This is a genomic window from Desulfoprunum sp. (assembly GCF_053613775.1).
In genome coordinates this window covers 348,912-368,197 of sequence record NZ_JBSHXH010000008.1, presented here as the reverse complement: position 1 = coordinate 368,197, position 19,286 = coordinate 348,912, and the positions used below count along the sequence as shown (strand labels likewise).

Below are 19,286 nucleotides of genomic sequence, written 5' to 3'. Positions count from 1 at the left end.
ATTCGAGATCCCCCCTCTTCGCCGCTGTTCCTATTCCTTCCAGTCGGGACGGAGATAGAGTTCGGTCAGCTGCTTGCGGCTGACCGGGGCCGGGGCCTCGGTCAACGGGCAGGTGGCCTTCTGGGTCTTGGGGAAGGCGATGACGCTGCGGATCGAGTCGCTGCCGGTGATGATCATCATCAGCCGGTCGAGACCGAAGGCCAGGCCGCCGTGGGGCGGCGCCCCCAGTTCCAGCGCCCGCAGCAGAAAGCCGAATTTGTCCCTGGCCTCCTCCTCGCCGATGCCGAGGACCTGCAGCACCCGGGCCTGCATCTGCCGCTGGTGGATGCGGATCGAGCCGCCGCCGATCTCGGTGCCGTTCAGCACCAGGTCGTAGGCCCGGCTGTAGACCGAGGCCGGATCGGTTTCGAGGCGCTCGACATCGGCCTCGCGCGGGGCGGTGAAGGGATGGTGGAGGGCCTGGAACCGCTTCTCCTTGTCGTCGTACTCGACCAGCGGGAAGTCGGTGACCCAGGTGAAATTGAACACATCCTTCTTCAGCAGGCCGAGGCGGCGCGCCAGCTCCAGCCGCAGCTCGGACAGGACCTGGCAGACCGCGGCCGGCCTGTCGGCGCCGAAGAAGAACAGGTCGCCCTCGACCGCGTCGAGCTCCCGGGCGATCGCCGCCCGTTCTTCGTCGGTGAAAAACTTGGCGATCGGCGACTGCCATTCGCCGCCGGCCTTCACCTTGACCCAGGCCAGGCCCTTGGCCCCGAGCTGGACGGCAAAACTGGTGAGATCGTCGAGGTCCTTGCGGGAGTAGGAGCCGCAGCCCTTGGCGTTGATCGCCCGCACCGTGCCGCCGCCGTCGGCGACCTCGCGGAAGACCTTGAAGCCGCAGGTGGCGGCGATCGCGGTCAGGTCGACGATCTCCATCGCGAAGCGGGTGTCGGGACGGTCGGTGCCGTAGCGGCTCATCGCCTCGTCGAAGGTCATCCGGGCGAAGGGCGGGGTCAGGTCGAGACCGAGGGTCTCCTTGAACAGGGCGGCGATCATCCCCTCGGTCACGGCGATCACCTGCTCCTCGTCGACGAAGGACAGCTCCATATCGATCTGGGTGAATTCCGGCTGGCGGTCGGCGCGCAGGTCCTCGTCGCGGAAGCACTTGACGATCTGGTAATAGCGGTCCATGCCGGCGATCATCAGCAGCTGTTTGAACAGCTGCGGCGACTGCGGCAGGGCATAGAACTTGCCGGCGTTGACCCGGCTCGGCACCAGGTAGTCGCGGGCCCCCTCCGGGGTGGAGCGGGTCAGCATCGGCGTCTCGATATCGAGGAAGCCATGATCGTTGAGGTAGGTGCGGATCGCCTGCACCGCCTTGTGGCGCATCACCATGTTGGCGGTCATCTCCGGTCGCCGCAGGTCGAGGTAGCGGTACTGGAGGCGAAGGTTGTCGGAGATGTCGACATCCTCGTCGAGCGGGAACGGCGGGGTCTCGCTGCTGTTGAGGATGCGCAGCGCGTTGACCATGACCTCGATCTCACCGGTGGCCAGCTTGGGGTTGGCCATATCGTCCGGCCGGGCCTCGACCTTGCCCCGCACCGCCAGGACCCATTCGCTCCGCAGCTGATGGGCCTTGGCATGGGCCTCGGGATCGGTTTCCGGGTTGAAGACGATCTGGGTCAAGCCCCAGCGGTCGCGCAAATCGATGAAGATCACGCCGCCATGATCCCGCCGCCGCAGGACCCAGCCCATGAGGACGACCTCGTCGCCGACATTGGCCTTGCGAAGGTCATTGCAGGAATGCGTCCTGATCATGTTTCCCATTGATTCCATATAGTTTCGTATCCCGTACTGGTGTTTGGCTATTGATTATTGTTTCATCGGTCGATCGAGCGATCGTCGGCGATACCGGATTGCATCGGCAGTCGCACCATGCCCGCCAGCGCCTCGGCCTCCAGCGCCACCTGCCGCTGGTCCTGGGTCTGCATGTTGCGCAGGACCCCCTGGCCGTCGCGCAGTTCGTTGTCACCGACGATCAGCACCCAATTGGCCCCGCTCTTGTCGGCCTGCTTCATCTGGCTTTTCAGGCTTCGCCCTTCCAGGTCCATGGCCACCCGCAGACCACGAGAGCGCAACGCATGGGCCAGCAGGTGGCAGGCCTGCATCGCCTCCTGACCGAGGGCAATGATAAAGAGCTGGGGCGTGTAGACTTCTATGTCTTGCCCCTCTTGCTTCTGCTGCAGCAGCAGGACCAGACGCTCCATCCCCATCGCGAAGCCGATGCCGGGGGTGTCCTTCGGGCCGCCGAGCTGTTCGATCAGGCCGTCATAGCGGCCGCCGGCGCCGACCGCCGCCTGGGCCCCGAGATCGGTGGTGATGAACTCGAACGTCGTCCGGGTGTAATAATCGAGCCCCCGCACCATGAAGCGGTTCAGTGTGTACGGAACCTGCAGCCGCTCCATGCCCTCCCGGACCGCGGCGAAATGGTCGGCACAGTCGGAGCAGAGATGATCGAGGATCGACGGCGCGGTCAGCACCTGGTGGCGACAGCCGGAATTCTTGCAGTCGAGGACGCGCAAAGGATTGGTGGCGCTCCGCCGCTTGCAGTCGTCACAGAGATGCTCCATCCGCTCGGCGAGAAAGTTCAGCAGTTCGGTCCGGAAGCCCGGACGGCACTGCGGGCAGCCGAGGGAGTTGATCTCGAGGCTGACGGTCAACCCCAGTTCCTGCAGCAGCATCGACCCCATCGCCATCAGCTCGGCATCGACCATGGGGCTGTGCGATCCCAGCACCTCGACGTCCATCTGGTGAAACTGGCGGAGACGACCCTTCTGCGGCCGTTCGTGACGGAACATCGGCCCGATCGTGAACAGGCGCTGCACCGGCCGCTGGACGTAGAGACCGTGCTCGATGTAGGCCCGGAGCAACGAGGCCGTGGCCTCGGGCCGCATCGTGATCTTCTTGTCGACAAAGGTGTACATCTCCTTTTCGACGATATCCGTCGTCTCGCCGATCGAACGGGCGAAAAGCTCCGTCGATTCAAGCACCGGCAGCCGAATCTCGGAGAAATCGAATCTGGTGAACACGCCTCGAGCAGTTGTCTCGACATGCTGCCAGAGCTCCACCTCGCCCGGCAAGATATCCTTAAAGCCATTCAAGGCCTTGAGTTTCACTCCAACACCTCCAAAAAATCGCTGCCGACAATGCGTGGCGCAAGACCATAAAAAAGAAGAAAGTTAAACGTACTTTTGCAGATTTGTCAAGCTTCTCCGGGGTTGTCCAGCGGCAAACCAGGCCCGGCGGGCTGCAGTTCCGCCTTCGTTCCGCTACCACCGCAAGACATCCAGCATACTATACTGTGCTTGACAAAAGTCGGGAAGGTGGGCATTATCCGCTTCATTCCGTCCCCCATTACTTTTCCAGGAGTCTTTTCGTACATGAAATTACCCCCCCTTACCATCGGTAAATTCACCGCCAGAATTCCTCTCATCCAAGGCGGCATGTCCGTCCGCGTGTCCACCTCCTCCCTGGCCATCCCCGTTGCCGAATGCGGCGGGATCGGCGTCATCGGCGGTTCCGGCATCCCCACCGAGGAACTGCAGGAAGATATCCGCACCGCCAAAAAGGCGACCGATGGGATCATCGCCGTCAACATCATGTACGCAATGAAAAATTTTTACGATCTGGTGATCGGTTCGATCGAGGCCGGTATCGACATGATCATCACCGGAGCCGGCTTCTCCCGCGACATCTTCAAGATCGGCAAGGCCCACAATACTCCGATCGTCATGATCGTTTCCTCCCCCACCCTGGCCAAGCTTGCTGAAAAACTCGGGGCCGCGGCGGTGATCGTCGAGGCCAAGGAGGCCGGCGGCCATCTCGGCACCGATCGCCCCCTGCGCGAGATCTTTCCTCCCATCCGCGAAGTCGTCAAAAAGATTCCCCTGATCGCCGCCGGCGGCATCACCAACGGCTACGAAATGGCGGAGATGATGGATAAATATAAAGCCGATGGAATCCAGATAGCCTCCCGCTTCGTCCTCAGCAAGGAATGCGACGTCTCGGACGCCTTCAAACAGGCCTATCTCAACGCCAAGCAAGAAGATATCGTCCTCACCAGTTCGCCGGTCGGCATGCCCGGCCGGGCAATCAATACCCCATTTGTCAGGGCGATGAATGCCGGCCAGGATTTCACCACCAAGAAGTGCCCGGAACTCTGTCTCAAACGCTGCGATCACCACTTCTGCATCAACGAGCGCTTGATGAAGGCGAAATACGGCAACATTGAAGAGGGGCTCGTCTTTGCCGGTGAAAATACCTACAAGATGAAGAGCATCCTGAGTGTCGCCGAGATATTCCGCCAGTTCACCGAACAGGCGGAGGCGGTTTACAAGGAAGGAAAGGGGTTTTGCCCCGCTGTCTGATCCACTCCAACGCCTATGGCCCCAGTCACTGACAGTCCGACCCAGCCGACCAGCAGGCCCGTGAATCTCGTCCCGCGTATTTTAACGGCGGGGGAGCATCCGATCACGCTCAAGGTGATCGACCGCGATGCCCTCCATGTCCTGAAAAAACTCAACGCATCCGGTTTTTCCGGCTATCTCGTCGGAGGCGGCGTCCGCGACCTCTACCTTGGCAAGCAGCCCAAGGATTTCGACATCAGCACCGATGCCCGACCGGGCCAGATCCGCAAGCTCTTTCCCAACAGTACCGTCATCGGCAGAAGGTTCAGGCTGGTCCAGGTCTATTTTCCGCATGGCAAGATCATCGAGGTCTCGACCCTGCGGTCGCTCGACGAACACGACCTGGAAGGGCCGGAGGCGATTCTGGCCCCCAACAATACGTTCGGGACGGTGGCCGAAGATGCGCAACGCCGTGACCTGACGATCAACGGCCTTTTTTTCGACATCCGTGACCAGACCATCATCGATTACGTCGACGGCGTCCAGGATCTGGACCGGGCGATCATCCGCATGATCGGCGATCCGGAACGTCGCATCCACCGCGATCCCGTCCGGATGATCCGGGCGATCCGCCACTCCGCCCGCAATAATTTCCGCATCGAGGAACGGACCTGGAAGGCGATCTGCGACAATTGCCAGATGCTGCAGTACTGCCCACCGTCGCGGCTCCGGGATGAACTGCTGAAGGACCTCTACAGCGGCTACACGTCGGCCTGGATTGAAACCGCCATCGATTCCGGCATTTTTCTTTCCCTCTTTCCCCTGTACAGAAAGGCCTTCTCCCGCCAACCGGAAGCTGAGTTGCATCCCCGGGTCCAACTGCTCAAACTGACCATAGTGCTCGATCGTCTCAACCAGCAATCGGGGACAAGACGAGGCAGTCGATTGCCCGATTACTTTCTCCTCGCCCTCATCCTCATTCCGTGGGCTGATTGCCGTTACGGCATCTATTCACAACAACATGCAAGCGCCGCCCTCTATCAAATCGCCAAGAAGATCCGCAACGATATCGACCAGGAAATCGGTCAACAGCTGAATCTCCGCCGTTCCCTCCGCCAGGAAGCCTCATCGCTCCTTTCCAATCTCGCCGTCCTCCTCCAATACCAAGACACCAAATTATGGCCTAAGTGGCTAAAGAACAAAAGCTATTTCCCAAAGGCCGCCCTTTTGCACTCCTGCTATATGGAAGCGATGTTCGGCGTCCCTTCGCTTGATGCCCCTTCCCTTGATGAGCGGCAGGAAGTTGCCATTGCCGAGATCCATGAAGAATCCGTCAAGCCATCCCGCCAGCGCGAGGAGTACCGGCGGGGACGACCGGCCTTCTCTTCCAAAACCAAAGGCGGCATTTTCGGATTCAAAAAATAGGCAACCTGTGCAACTTCAACTTTAATGAAATCGGCACAACTCAATCCACTCCAACATCTGCAGCAAACTCGTTCCATATTTAGCTTTAGATCCAGTACGTTACAAGACCTGCCATTATATTCGATTTCATCTTATTTATATATCATTTTTTTTTAACATCTTTTCCCCCATTTCATTTGACATTCGTTGTCAACCCTCTCTATTTTGTTTGACATTTATTACGGATTCCCTCTAGTATGCGCGTTACCCATTTGTATTACTTGGTCTTCCAGGGCAAAAAGGTCATGTTGCATGCCGGCATTTTCCGGATGAAAATGCCTGAGGTAGATTTTGTCCCATTTTTTTCCATACCGACATCTCAGTGCCGGTACACATCGCGCCTGGTGCGCAAAACTGTTGTTACAGCAATAGGAGGTTGATATGGCAGACACGGTAAACAACACTCTGGATCCGCAGCTGAATCGGCGTGGCTTCCTCAAGGGATGCACTATGGCTGCAGCCGCACTGGGATTGTCTGAAACAATGATCCCGAAACTTGTTGATGCAGCCGCCGCCGCAGAACGCCCCAGGGTTATCTGGCTGCACTTCCAGGAATGCACAGGATGCACCGAAAGCCTTCTCCGGGCATCACATCCTGACCTGGCTCATCTGATCCTCGATGTTATTTCTCTTGATTACCATGAAACCATCATGGCGGCGGCAGGCCACCAGGCAGAGGAGATATTGCAGAAGACCGTCACCGAGCATGCCGGCAAATTCATTCTGGTCGTCGAGGGAGGCATTCCGACCAAGGACGGCGGCATCTACTGCAAAGTCGGCGGCAAGACGGCGATGGACACCCTGGCCGAGATCGGCCCCAAGGCTGCCGCCATCATCGCCATCGGCACCTGCGCCACCTTCGGCGGAGTCCAGGCCGCCAGGCCGAACCCGACCGGCTCCGTCGGCGTCATGGACCTCATCAGCGGTGTTCCGGTCGTCAATATCCCGGGCTGCCCGCCGAACCCGATATCCTTCCTCGGCACCGTCCTCCATTACCTGACCTTCAAGAAACTGCCGGCGATGGACAGCCTCAACCGCCCCCTGTTCGCCTACGGTCGCAGGATTCATGATCATTGCGAGAGACGGCCGCACTTTGACGAGGGCCGATTCGTCGAGCAGTTCGGCGATGCATTCCACAAGGCCGGCTACTGCCTGTACAAGGTCGGCTGCAAGGGTCCCGAGACCTTCTCCAATTGCCCGGCCGTCCGCTTCAACGATGTCGATGTATGGCCCGTCAGCGTCGGCCATGGCTGCGTCGGATGTACCGAGCCAAATTTCTGGGATACCATGACCCCCTTCTATGACCGGCTGCCGATGGTCAAGATCCCCGGTACCGGCATCATTGCCGACGCTGATAGCGTGGGCACCAAGGTCCTCGGAGTTACCGCCGCCGCAATCGGCATCCATGCCGCCATCGGAATCGGCAAGCGCTTGATCACGGGAAAGGGAAAGGGAAACGAATGACCGGAACCTCCCGGTAGAGCCGGGACAGGTGTCGACATTTCATACAATCATACCAGGACCGGTTCTCCACCCTTGACAGCCGGCACGGTAATTCCATACTTCATTGGAGGTTTCACTTATGGCTCAGCGAATTACCATTGATCCTATCACCAGGATCGAGGGTCACTTACGGATAGACGTTGAAGTTGATGGCGGAAAAGTCACCAAGGCCTGGTCTTCCGGCCAGATGTTCCGCGGCCTGGAAACGATCCTGCAAGGTCGTGACCCCCGTGATGCGTGGCTTTTCGTCCAACGAATCTGCGGTGTCTGCACCACCGTCCACGCCCTGGCCTCGGTCCGTTCGGTAGAAAACGCACTCGGCCTCGAGATCCCGCTCAACGCCCAGCTCATCCGCAACCTCGTTCAGTCCATCCATTGCCTGCACGACCATATCGTGCATTTTTACGCCCTTTCGGCGCTGGACTGGGTCGATGTCGTCTCGGCCCTCGATGCCGATCCGGTCAAGACCGCGGCCCTGGCCGACAGTCTGTCGAATTGGCCCGGTAACAGTCCCAACCGGTTTGCCGCCGTCAAGGACAAGGTCAAGGCGCTGGTCGCCAGCGGCCAGCTCGGTCCCTTCGCCAACGCCTACTGGGGTCACGCCGCCATGGCCCTGCCCCCCGAGGCCAACCTGATGGCCGTCTCTCATTATCTCGAGGCCCTCGATTACCAGCGCAAGGCGACCCAGGCCCTCGCCATCATCGGCGGCAAGAACCCGCATGTCCAGAACCTCTCCGTCGGCGGCGTCACCACCGCCATCAATCTGGACAACGATTCGACCCTGAACATGCACCGCCTCTATCAGATCAAGAGGCTGGTCGAAGAGGTCGGCGGTTTCATCAAGAACGTCTACATGGTCGACGTGGCTGCCGTCGGCGCCCTGTACAAGGACTGGCTGCCCTACGGCGCCGGCGTCACCAACTACATGGCGGCACCGGATATGTTCCTCGACGCCAAGGCCACCATATCCGATCTTCCCGGCGGCACCATCATGGGCGGCGATCTCAAGTCGGTCAAGCCGATCGTCGGCCTCAATGACAGCTATTTCAAGGAGAACGTCCAGGAATCGATCGCCCGGGCATGGTATAACGGTGACTGGGCCAAACATCCATGGGAGGAGGACACCGATCCGAAATATACCGACTTCCAGGACGAGGGCCGTTACACCTGGCTCAAGGCGCCACGCTTCCAGGGCAAGCCGATGCAGGTCGGCCCCCTGGCCCAGATGCTCGTCGGCTACGCGCAGGGCCACGAAATGACCGTCAAATCCGTCGATTCCCTGCTGGCACTCGTCAGCACGGTCGCCGGCGTCAACGTCGGCCCCGAGGTCCTCCACTCCACCATCGGCCGTCACGCCGCCCGGGCGGTGCGGGCCGGGATGATGGCGGACCTGGCGCTGAAACACTGGGGACTGCTGGTCGATAACATCGGCAAGGGCGACCTCGAGATCTTCAATCCGCCGGTATTCCCCAAGGGCGAGCAGAAGGGCGTCGGCTACCACGAGGCGCCGCGCGGCATCCTGTCGCACTGGATCGTCATCCAGGACGGCAAGATCAAGAACTACCAGTGCGTCGTCCCCTCGACCTGGAACGCCGGTCCCCGCGATGCCGAAGGTCAGCTCGGACCGTACGAGGCCTCGCTGATGGATAATCCCATCGCCGATCCCGAACGGCCGCTCGAGGTGCTGCGCACCATCCATTCGTTCGATCCATGCATTGCCTGCGCTGTCCACATGCTGGATCCGGAAGGAAAGGAAGTGATGAAGGTCAAGGCTCTGTAATTGACGACTCGGATCCGCAATCTTTCTTCCCGGCAATTGCCGTATGGAGGTATGAACAATGTATGAAAAACACTATTGCTGGAGCATCCTGCATCGCTTGTTCCATTGGATGTTCGCCCTCTCCATCGTCGTCCTGGTGGTGACCGGGTTCTACGTCAACACCCCGTGGACCAATACCATGCTCGAGTACAGCCAGTCCTGGCCGATGGCCTGGATGCGCTACATGCACTTCGTCGCCGGCTATGTCTTCGCCGCGGCGATCATCATCAGGCTTTTCCTCTACATCTTCGGCAACCAGCAGGAACGGATAATGGATGTCCTGCCGGTCACCGGCCGCAATCTCAGAAACTTCTGGAAAACCCTGCTGCATTACAGCTATATCAAGGAAGCGCGTCACCACGATCGCCTCGGCCACAACGTCCTGGCCGGGCTGACCTATATCGTCACCGTGGTGGCCGCCATCGTGCAGATCATCAGCGGCTTCTACATGCTCTTTCCCGAGGCGACCTTCTGGGAGGGCTGGGGGGTGGCGTTTTTCGGCAATCAGCAATCGTCGCGCTATATCCATCACCTGCTGATGTGGTGGTTCATCATCTTCGCCATGATCCACGTTTATATGTGCATCTGGAACGATGTGAAACGTCCGGAAGGGGTTATCTCATCGATCTTCACAGGTGACAAGTTTACACACACCAAGGCATAAGCCGATCGGGGTCGAAATCCTCGTCCGCGGCATCGTCCAGGGCGTAGGATTTCGACCCTTCATCTACAACCTCGCCACCCGCTTCGGGATCTCGGGCACGGTCACCAACACCGGTGACGGCGTGGTCATCAGGGCCATGGCTCGAAGCGACAGGCTGGCGTTGTTTCTGGACGCCCTCGAACACCAGCCCCCGCCCCTCGCCCGCATTGTATCAATCGAACAACGACCGTTGACCGACCCCGTGGCCGACGGCTCCTTCACCATCCTCGAGAGTACCGCCGGTGCCCTCACCAACACCGCCATCCCCCCGGATATCGCCATCTGCGATGATTGCCGGCGGGAACTGCTTGACCCTGCGGACCGGCGATACCGCTACCCGTTCATCAACTGCACCAATTGCGGCCCCCGCTTCACCATCGTCGAAACGATCCCGTATGACCGCCCGAAGACCTCGATGAAGGTCTTCCCGATGTGCCCGGACTGCCTGCAGGAGTACCGTAACCCGGCGAACCGCCGCTTTCATGCCCAGCCCAATGCCTGTCCGGTCTGCGGCCCACGCCTGCTCTGGCATGGGCGGAACGGGGACAGGATCGAGTGCGCCGACCCCCTCCGGGAGGCGGCGGCCGCGCTGCATCAGGGAGAAATTGTTGCCCTTCGCGGCCTCGGCGGGTTTCATCTCGCCGTCGACGCCACCTCGCCGCAGGCGGTGGCTGTCCTGCGGCAACGCAAGGGCCGGCCGGACAAACCGCTGGCAGTGATGCTGCCGGATATCGAGATCGCCCAGGATCATTTTCAGATCAATGCCGCAGAGCGGCGGCTCCTGCTCTCATCGGAACTCCCGATCGTCCTGCTCCAACCTCGTCGCCGAAGTTGGCTCGCCGCCAACCTCGCCCCGGGGGTTGATGTCGTCGGGATCATGCTGCCCTATACGCCTCTCCATTTCCTGCTGTTTGCAGAAACACTCTGCCCTCCGGCCCTGGTGATGACCTCCGGCAACGTCAGCGGCGCCCCGATCTGTACCGCCAACCACGATGCCATCGACCGGCTGGCGGCGATCGCCGACTATTTCCTGCTGCATGACCGGGAGATCGTCACCCGGGTCGACGATTCGGTCTGTCGCGTCATCGCCGGCAGGACCCGCCTGCTTCGCCGGGCGCGAGGCTATGTCCCCGCCCCTCTGACCGTGCCGTGGCCGCTGCCGCCGATCCTCGGCTGCGGCGGCGGCCTGAAAAGCACCTTCTGCCTGGGACGGGATCGCTCCGTCATTCTCAGCCAGCATATCGGTGATCTGTTCAACCTCGAAGCGCTGACCTTCTACACCGAATCGATCCGGCATCTGCGCCAGGTCTTCGAGATATCGCCGGAGGTCGTCGCCTGCGACCTCCACCCCGACTATCTCAGCAGCCGCTACGCCGAAGAACTGGACCTCCCCCTGTACCGCATCCAGCATCATCACGCCCATGCGGTGGCGGTGATGGCCGAGCACGGGATTGCCGACCCGGTCCTGGCGATCGTCATGGACGGCACCGGCTACGGTCCCGACGGTACGATCTGGGGCGGCGAGTTCCTGCTGGCGGATCTGACCACCGCCACCCGCCTGGGCCATTTATCTCCTTTGCCGCTGCCGGGAGGCGACCGGGCTGCTGCCGAACCCTGGCGGATGGCGATCGCTGCCCTGTATCTGCTGTTCGGCGACGACCTGTCTTCCGCATCGGTGCTGCCCCCCGCTCTGGCTCAGATTCCGCACGCGCATCGGGAGGCGATTGGATCGATGGTCAAAAATTCCTTCAATTCGCCGTCGACCTCCTCCTGCGGCAGGCTCTTCGATGCCATCGCTTCGATCCTCGGTGTCAGACAGTATACGAGCTATGAAGGTCAGGCGGCGATGGAGCTCGAGGCCCTGGCCAGGACATCTGCCTCCAGCACCTGGAAGAATGAACTCATTGCGGCCCGATCGACATCACTCCCCCGATCTCTGGTGATGAACCATGAAAAAATGGAGATATGTTCGGAGGAATTTGTTAGAATGGCTGTCCACGCCTTGCATAAGGGCGAAAATCCCGGCAGGATCGCCTTGAATTTTCACTTCCAGCTTATCCGCAGTATTACCGAACTCACCCTGCGTCTTATGGATCAGACCGGCATTCGCCGCATCGTCCTGGCTGGAGGCTGCATGCAGAACAGCCTGTTACTCGAAGGGCTGCTCTATGTTTTCAAGAACAGCAAAGTAGAAGTTTACACGGGGGAGACCGTGCCGATCAACGACGGCGCCATCTCTCTCGGACAGACCATAATAGGAGGGTTACGGCATGTGTCTCGCGATTCCCATGAGAGTGACTGAGGTTCACGGGTGCCCGGAGGATTTCACCACCAGCCAGATCGCCATAGTCGATGCCGACGGTATCAGCCGGGAGGTCCGGCTTGATGTCGTCGATCACTGGCCGAGCGTCGGCGACTATGTCATCGTCCATGCCGGTTTCGCCATTCACTCGTTGATCGAGGCGGAGGCCCTGAAAAATCTCAGCCTGCTCAGGGAACTGGCGGCGCAGATGCCGGAAGAGCTGCTGTCGTGATCCGGGGTCAGAGATGAAATACTTCGATGAATACCGCGACAGCGCCATCGCCAAGGCCCTCGTCGCCGACCTGCAGAAGGTTGTCACCCGACCGATGCGGATCATGGAAGTCTGCGGCTCCCACACCATGGCGATCTTCCGCAACGGGATCAGGAGCATTCTCCCGGATGGGCTCGAACTGATCTCCGGCCCGGGCTGCCCGGTCTGCGTTACCTCGGCGTCACACATGGATGCCTTCATCGCCATGGCCGACAGGCCCGGGGTGCGGGTGGCGATATTCGGCGATCTGTTCCGGGTCCCCGGCAGCAATGGCTCATTGGCCAATGCCAGTTCGCGAGGGGCCAAGGTCGATATTGTCTATTCTCCGATGGATGCCCTGGACCTGGCCGTAAAAAATCCACAGGATCTGGTGGTATTCCTCGGAGTCGGCTTTGAAACCACGACACCGACGATCGCCGCCACGATTCTGGCCGCCAGGAACCGGAATATCTCGAATTTCGCCGTGTTTTCAACTCAAAAAACCGTTCCTGCAGCGCTTTCCGCCCTGCTCGAAGACCCGGAACTCAAGCTCAACGGTCTGCTCTGTCCCGGCCACGTCTCGGCCATCATCGGCGCCGGGGCCTATGTCCCGTTCGCGGAGAAACATCGGATCGCCTGCGTCATTGCCGGATTCGAAACCACCGATCTCCTCACCAGTCTGATACTGCTGGCGCAACAGATCGGAGCCGGCGAGGCGAAGGTCGAGAATGCCTACGGCCGGGTGGTCTCCTGGGACGGCAATGCCCGGGCGAAGCAGATGGTCGAGGAGATCTTCGAGCCCTGCGACACCCAATGGCGCGGACTCGGCCTCATCCCCGGCAGCGGCTTGAAGATCAGGGAAAAGTATCGGGATTTCGATGCCGAAGCGCGGCTCGATATCACCCTTGCGCCTGCCGGTGAACCAAAAGGCTGCATGTGCGGCAATATCCTCAAGGGCATCAACAATCCACGCCAATGCGCCTTGTTCGGGACCCGCTGCACCCCCGCGTCGCCAGTCGGTCCCTGTATGGTCTCCAGCGAAGGGACCTGTGCCGCCTTCCATAAATACGGGCTGGACATGTAATGGCAACTTTCTGTCTCCGACCGGATGACCGGCAGACATCATCCCTGCACCTCGCCGCTTTCCTGCAGACAACCAGAATGGTAACAATCCCCGATGTCCGATAAATGCATACTTCTTGATCACGGCAGCGGCGGTCTTGCAAGCCAGGAGCTTATCAGCAGCCTCATCGTCAAACACCTGGACAACCCCACCCTCCGCGGTCTGGAGGACAGTGCGGTGCTCGACCGGCCGGCCGGCAGGATCGCCTTCACCACCGACAGCTACGTCGTCGACCCGATATTTTTCCCCGGCGGCGATATCGGCATGCTGGCCGTCCACGGCACCATCAACGACCTGGCGATGCGCGGGGCCCAACCGCTGTGCCTCAGCCTCGGCCTCATCCTCGAGGAGGGAATGGCGCTCGATGATCTCGAGCGGATTGTCATCTCCATCGCCGCCTGCAGCCGCGAGAGCGGTGTCCCGGTGGTGACCGGCGACACCAAGGTCGTGCCGAGAGGCAAGGGCGACAAGATTTTCATCAATACCTCGGGGATCGGGGTCGTCGCCGACGGCATCGACATCTCCTCGAAGAACGCCCGGGAAGGCGATGTGATCCTCCTCTCCGGCACCATGGGCGACCACGGCATTACCATCATGACCCGCCGGGCCGGGATCTCGATACAGGGCCGGCTCGAGAGCGACACCATGCCCCTGCACCGCCTGGTGCAGCGCCTCCTGGACGAGCTGCCGGGCGCCGTGAGAACCCTGCGCGATCCCACTCGCGGCGGCGTCGCCACCACGCTCAACGAGATAGCCGCCAACAGCCGGCTCGGGGTCGAACTGCGGGAGGAGTCCCTGCCGGTCCGCCCCCAGGTGCGAGCCGCCTGCGAACTCCTCGGGCTGGAGCCGCTCTACCTCGCCAACGAAGGCAAACTGCTGGCCGTTGTCAGTGCCGACCAGGCCGAAACCGCCTTGAGGATCATGCGGGAAACCACCGAAGGCGCCGAGGCGGCCATCATCGGCAGGATGGTGGGCGGCAAGGCCGGCCGGGTCGTCATCAACACACCGCTCGGCGGCATGCGAATGGTGACCCCGTTGCACGGCGAGCCACTGCCACGCATCTGCTAGGCCGTAATCACCACTCAACCGTTAACGACCATGAAAACTCGCGTGAAAAAAATCGGCATCTTCGGCATCGGCAACCTGATCCTCCGCGACGAGGGCTTCGGCGTCCATACCGTTCAGTACCTCGAAAACAATTATCACTTCCCGGATACCGTCGAGATCCACGATATCGGTACCGCCGGCATTTACATGTCCCCCTTTCTCGAGGAATGCGACCCGGTCCTGATCATCGACGTGGTCGATATCGCCGGAGAACCCGGTTCATTTCACTACTACACCCTCGCCGATGTCAAGGCCGGCAATTTCCAGACCCGGATGTCGCCCCACCAGCTCGGGCTGCTCGAGATTCTCGAGATCTGCAAACTGCGAGATGCCGCACCGGAGGCGGTGGAGTTCTATACCGTCATCCCCAAGGAACTGACGGAAAGCATAGAGTTATCCGACGTTGTGGCTGGGCGGGTGGTGGAAGTCGCCGACATGATACTGGGGCGCCTGGCCGAGCTGGGTGTCGAGGTGAAGAAAAAACAGGGTCCGGCGACGGCGTATTCAGGGAACGTTACCAAATAACCGCTACATAGAGCCTTTTGCGAAACAACAGGACTGTTTAGCAGCAAATTAGACATTATATCCTGTTATTTCTGGATATTTGTTATCATTTCGAGGGATGGCGAGAAATTTCGTTGTTCCTGGCAGGAGATTTCTCCCACTGGTCGAGATGACAGCGGGGAAAGATCGCGATGACAGCGGGGAAAGATCGAGAAGCCAGCGGGGGAAGATCGAGATGACAGGATGGGCAGACAGCCGTTTTGCACAAGGCTCCATAACCAATGATTTCATTACGACCCCTAATGCCGGTTACGACGCCCCACTTTTACGGTTACATTTACACAACGGCATATGCCCTTGCGTCAGGCTGCGATCCGCTCATCCCGGCCTGATAGAGTCCAACTTTTTGATGAGGATCTACCATGTGTGATTCATGCGGATGTCCCTCTGCGGGAGACCAGATTTACAGCCACAGCCATGACGGCGAGGGCTCGGTCCATACGCACGGCACGGCGGCAGGCCGGACCGTCGACGTCCATGCCAGCCTCTTTGCCGCCAACGATGCCCTGGCCAGGATCAACCGGGACCACTTCGACGACATCGGTGCCGTCGTCCTCAACCTGATCAGCAGTCCGGGGTCCGGCAAGACCACCCTGCTCGAACACACCATCGATGCCCTCAAGGGCGAGATCAACATCGGGGTCATCGAAGGCGACATCGAGACCGAACGCGACGCCGACCGGATCCGCGCCAAGGGGGTTCCGGCCGTCCAGTTGACCACCGGCGGCGCCTGCCACCTCGATGCGGCCATGATCCACCGGGGGTTTCACCTGCTGCAGAAGGAGCAGGGCGGCGACCGGATCGACCTCCTCTTCATCGAGAATGTCGGCAATCTGGTCTGCCCGGCCACCTTCGATCTCGGCGAACATGAGCGGGTCGTGCTGGTATCGGTGCCGGAGGGACCGGACAAGCCGGCCAAGTACCCGAAGGCCTTCACCAGTTCGCATACCTTCCTGATCACCAAGACCGACCTGCTGCCGTATTTCGATTTCCCGGTCGCGGAGGCCTCGGGCGAGGCCCTCCAGCTCAATCCGCGGCTGCGGGTCATTGACCTCTGCGCCACCAAAGGGGGCGAGGGTTTCGACAACTGGCTCGACTACCTGCGTGACCTCCTCTCCCGGATGAAGGCCAGGGCCAGATAATCCTGCCCGTCCGCCCCTGCCTTCCCGCCACTTCGAATCAGTGGAGATGCAAGGCAGGGGCACTATCTCCGGCTACGGCAGGTCCACCTGCTCCGACGACGGGCCGCCCCCCTGTTCCTGCCGGATCCTGGCCAGCAGTTCCCGCCCGTCGTTGTCCAGAATTTCTTTTCCCAGTTCCAGACCGATCATTTCCGCCTCGCCGATTGCGCCCCGCCGCTGCATCATCACGATCTGTCTGCCGTCGAGGCTGACCAGACCGCCGGTGAGGACGATATCCTGCTGGTCGAGTGTCGCCAGGGCGAATACCGGGATGCTGCACCCGCCCTCCAGCGTTTTCAGGAAGGCACGCTCGGCGAGGAGGCAGTTTTCGCTGTCGCCATCGTTGAGACAGGCACGGATGAATTCCCGCTTGTCAGGCGGAAGCAGGGACGATGCCTCGATGGCGATCGACCCCTGGCCGACGGGGGGGAATATCTGGGTGACCGGGAAGATCTTGATGATCATCTTGTCGTAGTCCATCCGCTTGACCCCGGCATAGGCCAGCATCAGGGCATCACAGGCCCCTTCCCGCATCTTGCGGATGCGGGTCTGGAGGTTGCCCCGCATCTCCACCGGTTCGACATGGGGATAATAATACCGCAGCAGGGCCCGCCGTCGCACCGACGAGGTGCCGATGCGGATCTTTTTCGAGCTGTCGTCGATATCGAGCGATTGGTTGTCACTGACCAGGACATCATTGACCTGTTCCCGACGGGTAAAGGCGATCAACGCAAACCCCTCCGGCAGTTGGGACTGCATGTCCTTGGCGCTGTGCACCGCGATATCGGTGGCACCGCTGGCCAACTGCTCCTCCAGTTCCCGGGTGAAGACCCCCTTGCTGCCGATCTTGGCGATGGAGGTATCGAGGACCTTGTCCCCCATGGTCTCCATGGCCTTGATCGTGGTTTCCATCCCCACGGCGTTGAGGGCCTCGGCCACCATCTCGGTCTGCCACATCGCCAGTTTGCTCTTTCGTGATCCAATGACTATCATTCTTTCGTTCTTCCTTTGCAAAATTATCGTTGGTCCGTCGGCCTGCGTTAGGGCGGAGAGCCCGCATGGTCGACTGCATGTGCAGTTGACCACGATATCGCCGATCCGTCGACCGATTCGGCTCCCTGTTTGATTGCCAGAACCACCCCCGATCAGGTAACATGAAGCATGCGATTGCTCCTGTACAACATCCGTTACGCGACCGGCCACAAGAAGGGCTTCCACCTGCCGATCCCCTATGCCGGCTTCTTCAAGAAGACTGCCGCCAACCTGCAACGGATCATCCATTTCATCCGGCTTGTCGATCCCGACATCATCGGCCTGGTCGAGGTCGATTCCGGTTCATACCGCTCGAGCAACGCCTGCCAGGCGGAACAGATTGCCAATGAACTCGGCTACCATTTTGTCGTTGAAACCAAGTACAGCGGCAGTTCCTTTGTCCACCGGGTGCCGATCATCCGGCAACAATCCAACGCCCTCCTGAGCCGGGATCAAATCCTCGACTCCAGCTTTCATTACTTCTCCCAGGGGGTCAAGCGTCTGATCATCAAGGCCGAACTCGAACAGGTCGTGATCTTCGTCGTCCATCTCTCCCTGAAATATCGTCATCGCCAGAACCAGCTCGGACAATTGTACAGCCTCATTCACGAAACCGACAAGGAGGTCATCGTCGCCGGCGATTTCAACACCTTCTGGGGCGACAAGGAACTCAAGCTGTTCCTCGCCGCGACCGGCCTGGAAAATGCCAACGTCGTCAACGCCCCCTCCCACCCGAGCCATGCGCCGCACCGTCAGATCGATTTTGTCCTGCACTCGCACGGCATCAGGATCGACAGCTTTTTCATCCCCGATATCCAGCTGTCCGACCATGCGCCGCTGGTCTGCGACTTCTCCTGCCTGGCGAGCCCCCTTGCCGCCGCCGGTGACGACCGGGGAATCAGGCTGGTGAAACAGCTGCACTGACAGCGGGTGATGACAACCCGTTGCCGGCCGAGCGTCATTCCCCCTTTCCCAGAACCACCACCGAACAGTTCCGCCCCGTCACCCCGTCACCCTCCCGGCATGCCCGGCGATAGGAAAAATAATCCCGGCTGCAGGATGTGCACACCCCGGCAACCGAAATCGAGGCCGGCCTGAGGCCGGCGGCGATGAGCTGCTCCTGTGATATCCGCCAGAAGTCGAAATGATTCTCACCCGCCCGGTATCTCTGGAAATGCGGCGGCAACTCGTGGCGATGATTGACGAATTCGCTGCAGCAGGGGCCAAGCGAGGGGCTGATGACCGCCAGCAGATCCTCTGCCCGTGAATGATAGCGGAAGACGATCAACCCGACGGTCTTGCCCAGGATGTTCTGCACGCTGCCGCGCCAGCCGCTGTGGACCGCGCCGATCACCCGCCGGAGCGGATCGAACAGCAGCACCGCCTGGCAATCGGCATGCTGGACCATGATGCCGACCTCCTGCAGGTCGGTTACCAGGGCGTCGACGCCGTCGACCTCGAGATCGGCGGCCGGATGGCTGTCCAGGCAATGGATCCGATCACCGTGGATCTGGCGGGCGGAAACGAGCCGCGACAGGTCCAGGGCGGCCTTGATCCTGGCCCGGTTGGCCGCCACCGCGATGCTCTCATCACCCACCCCGTAACTGCCGTTGAGCGAGGCAAACGGGGCGACACCCACCCCTCCATGGCGATCGAACATCGCATAGCGGCAGCCGTCGGCATGTTCCGGGCTGAAACTCCGGTGGTGCCGCCCTGGTGCAAAATGGTGCATCGCTTCTCCGTGAACGAGGAGGGAAAGGATCGCCGGGAACGCATCTGCAGCGGGTCCAAAACTGAAAGTATAGCAGATTGAACGGAACGGCGACAAGAGCGCAGCTGAGACTGGAAAAGAA

The 19,286-nt window shown here is 60.4% G+C and carries 16 protein-coding genes; 12 read left to right on the top strand and 4 right to left on the bottom strand.

Annotation, left to right across the window (positions count from 1 at the left end; all coding sequences use genetic code 11):
- Nucleotides 1-30: 30 nt before the first annotated feature.
- Together aspS and hisS are read right to left on the bottom strand one after the other, a co-directional pair.
- Nucleotides 31-1,815 carry an aspartate--tRNA ligase gene (gene aspS / locus ACWGKN_RS16445; protein WP_035228354.1) on the bottom strand — a complete coding sequence of 595 codons (1,785 nt, stop codon included), beginning with the start codon at nt 1,813-1,815 and terminating at the stop codon, nt 31-33.
- A gap of 44 nt (nt 1,816-1,859) precedes the next feature.
- On the bottom strand, nt 1,860-3,155 hold the full coding sequence (gene hisS, locus ACWGKN_RS16440) for a histidine--tRNA ligase (protein ID WP_452095651.1): 1,296 nt from the start codon (nt 3,153-3,155) through the stop codon (nt 1,860-1,862).
- A gap of 264 nt (nt 3,156-3,419) precedes the next feature.
- Between hisS and ACWGKN_RS16435 the strand changes: the two genes are divergently transcribed.
- The 11 genes from ACWGKN_RS16435 to hypB all read left to right on the top strand — a co-directional run bounded on the left by ACWGKN_RS16435 (nt 3,420) and on the right by hypB (nt 16,362).
- Nucleotides 3,420-4,406 carry an NAD(P)H-dependent flavin oxidoreductase gene (locus ACWGKN_RS16435; protein WP_452095650.1) on the top strand — a complete coding sequence of 329 codons (987 nt, stop codon included), beginning with the start codon at nt 3,420-3,422 and terminating at the stop codon, nt 4,404-4,406.
- 60 nt (nt 4,407-4,466) lie between these two features.
- Nucleotides 4,467-5,810, top strand: coding sequence for a polya polymerase (locus tag ACWGKN_RS16430; RefSeq protein WP_424255125.1), 1,344 nt, complete (start codon nt 4,467-4,469; stop codon nt 5,808-5,810).
- Nucleotides 5,811-6,230: 420 nt separating this feature from the next.
- Nucleotides 6,231-7,313 carry a hydrogenase small subunit gene (locus ACWGKN_RS16425; protein WP_035228360.1) on the top strand — a complete coding sequence of 361 codons (1,083 nt, stop codon included), beginning with the start codon at nt 6,231-6,233 and terminating at the stop codon, nt 7,311-7,313.
- Nucleotides 7,314-7,431: 118 nt separating this feature from the next.
- Complete coding sequence (locus tag ACWGKN_RS16420; protein ID WP_424255127.1) at nt 7,432-9,132, top strand: nickel-dependent hydrogenase large subunit; 1,701 nt, start codon at nt 7,432-7,434, stop codon at nt 9,130-9,132.
- 58 nt (nt 9,133-9,190) lie between these two features.
- Entirely contained in the window at nt 9,191-9,835 is a 645-nt protein-coding gene (gene cybH / locus ACWGKN_RS16415) for a Ni/Fe-hydrogenase, b-type cytochrome subunit (protein ID WP_035228365.1), read from the top strand.
- On the top strand, nt 9,807-12,176 hold the full coding sequence (gene hypF / locus ACWGKN_RS16410) for a carbamoyltransferase HypF (protein ID WP_452095649.1): 2,370 nt from the start codon (nt 9,807-9,809) through the stop codon (nt 12,174-12,176). Before cybH ends, hypF begins: the two co-directional genes overlap by 29 nt.
- Nucleotides 12,163-12,408, top strand: a complete 246-nt coding sequence (locus ACWGKN_RS16405; RefSeq protein WP_424255132.1) for a HypC/HybG/HupF family hydrogenase formation chaperone — start codon at nt 12,163-12,165, stop codon at nt 12,406-12,408. The genes hypF and ACWGKN_RS16405 overlap by 14 nt, the downstream gene beginning before the upstream one ends.
- A 13-nt stretch (nt 12,409-12,421) precedes the next feature.
- Complete coding sequence (hypD, locus tag ACWGKN_RS16400; RefSeq protein WP_035228370.1) at nt 12,422-13,510, top strand: hydrogenase formation protein HypD; 1,089 nt, start codon at nt 12,422-12,424, stop codon at nt 13,508-13,510.
- Between the two features lie 93 nt (nt 13,511-13,603).
- Complete coding sequence (gene hypE / locus ACWGKN_RS16395; RefSeq protein WP_452095648.1) at nt 13,604-14,617, top strand: hydrogenase expression/formation protein HypE; 1,014 nt, start codon at nt 13,604-13,606, stop codon at nt 14,615-14,617.
- Nucleotides 14,618-14,659: 42 nt separating this feature from the next.
- On the top strand, nt 14,660-15,181 hold the full coding sequence (locus ACWGKN_RS16390) for a HyaD/HybD family hydrogenase maturation endopeptidase (protein WP_424255134.1): 522 nt from the start codon (nt 14,660-14,662) through the stop codon (nt 15,179-15,181).
- 401 nt (nt 15,182-15,582) lie between these two features.
- Entirely contained in the window at nt 15,583-16,362 is a 780-nt protein-coding gene (gene hypB / locus ACWGKN_RS16385; protein ID WP_035228373.1) for a hydrogenase nickel incorporation protein HypB, read from the top strand.
- A gap of 72 nt (nt 16,363-16,434) precedes the next feature.
- Here hypB and hemC read toward each other — a convergent pair whose 3' ends face one another.
- Nucleotides 16,435-17,394: a hydroxymethylbilane synthase gene (gene hemC / locus ACWGKN_RS16380; RefSeq protein ID WP_035228376.1), complete on the bottom strand. Its 960-nt coding sequence runs from the start codon at nt 17,392-17,394 to the stop codon at nt 16,435-16,437.
- Between the two features lie 168 nt (nt 17,395-17,562).
- Here hemC and ACWGKN_RS16375 point away from each other — a divergent pair, with 168 nt between their 5' ends.
- Nucleotides 17,563-18,357: an endonuclease/exonuclease/phosphatase family protein gene (locus tag ACWGKN_RS16375; protein ID WP_424255137.1), complete on the top strand. Its 795-nt coding sequence runs from the start codon at nt 17,563-17,565 to the stop codon at nt 18,355-18,357.
- Between the two features lie 34 nt (nt 18,358-18,391).
- On the opposite strand, the gene pgeF is transcribed toward ACWGKN_RS16375, so the two are convergent.
- Complete coding sequence (gene pgeF, locus ACWGKN_RS16370; RefSeq protein WP_452095647.1) at nt 18,392-19,165, bottom strand: peptidoglycan editing factor PgeF; 774 nt, start codon at nt 19,163-19,165, stop codon at nt 18,392-18,394.
- Between the last annotated feature and the right edge of the window lie 121 nt (nt 19,166-19,286).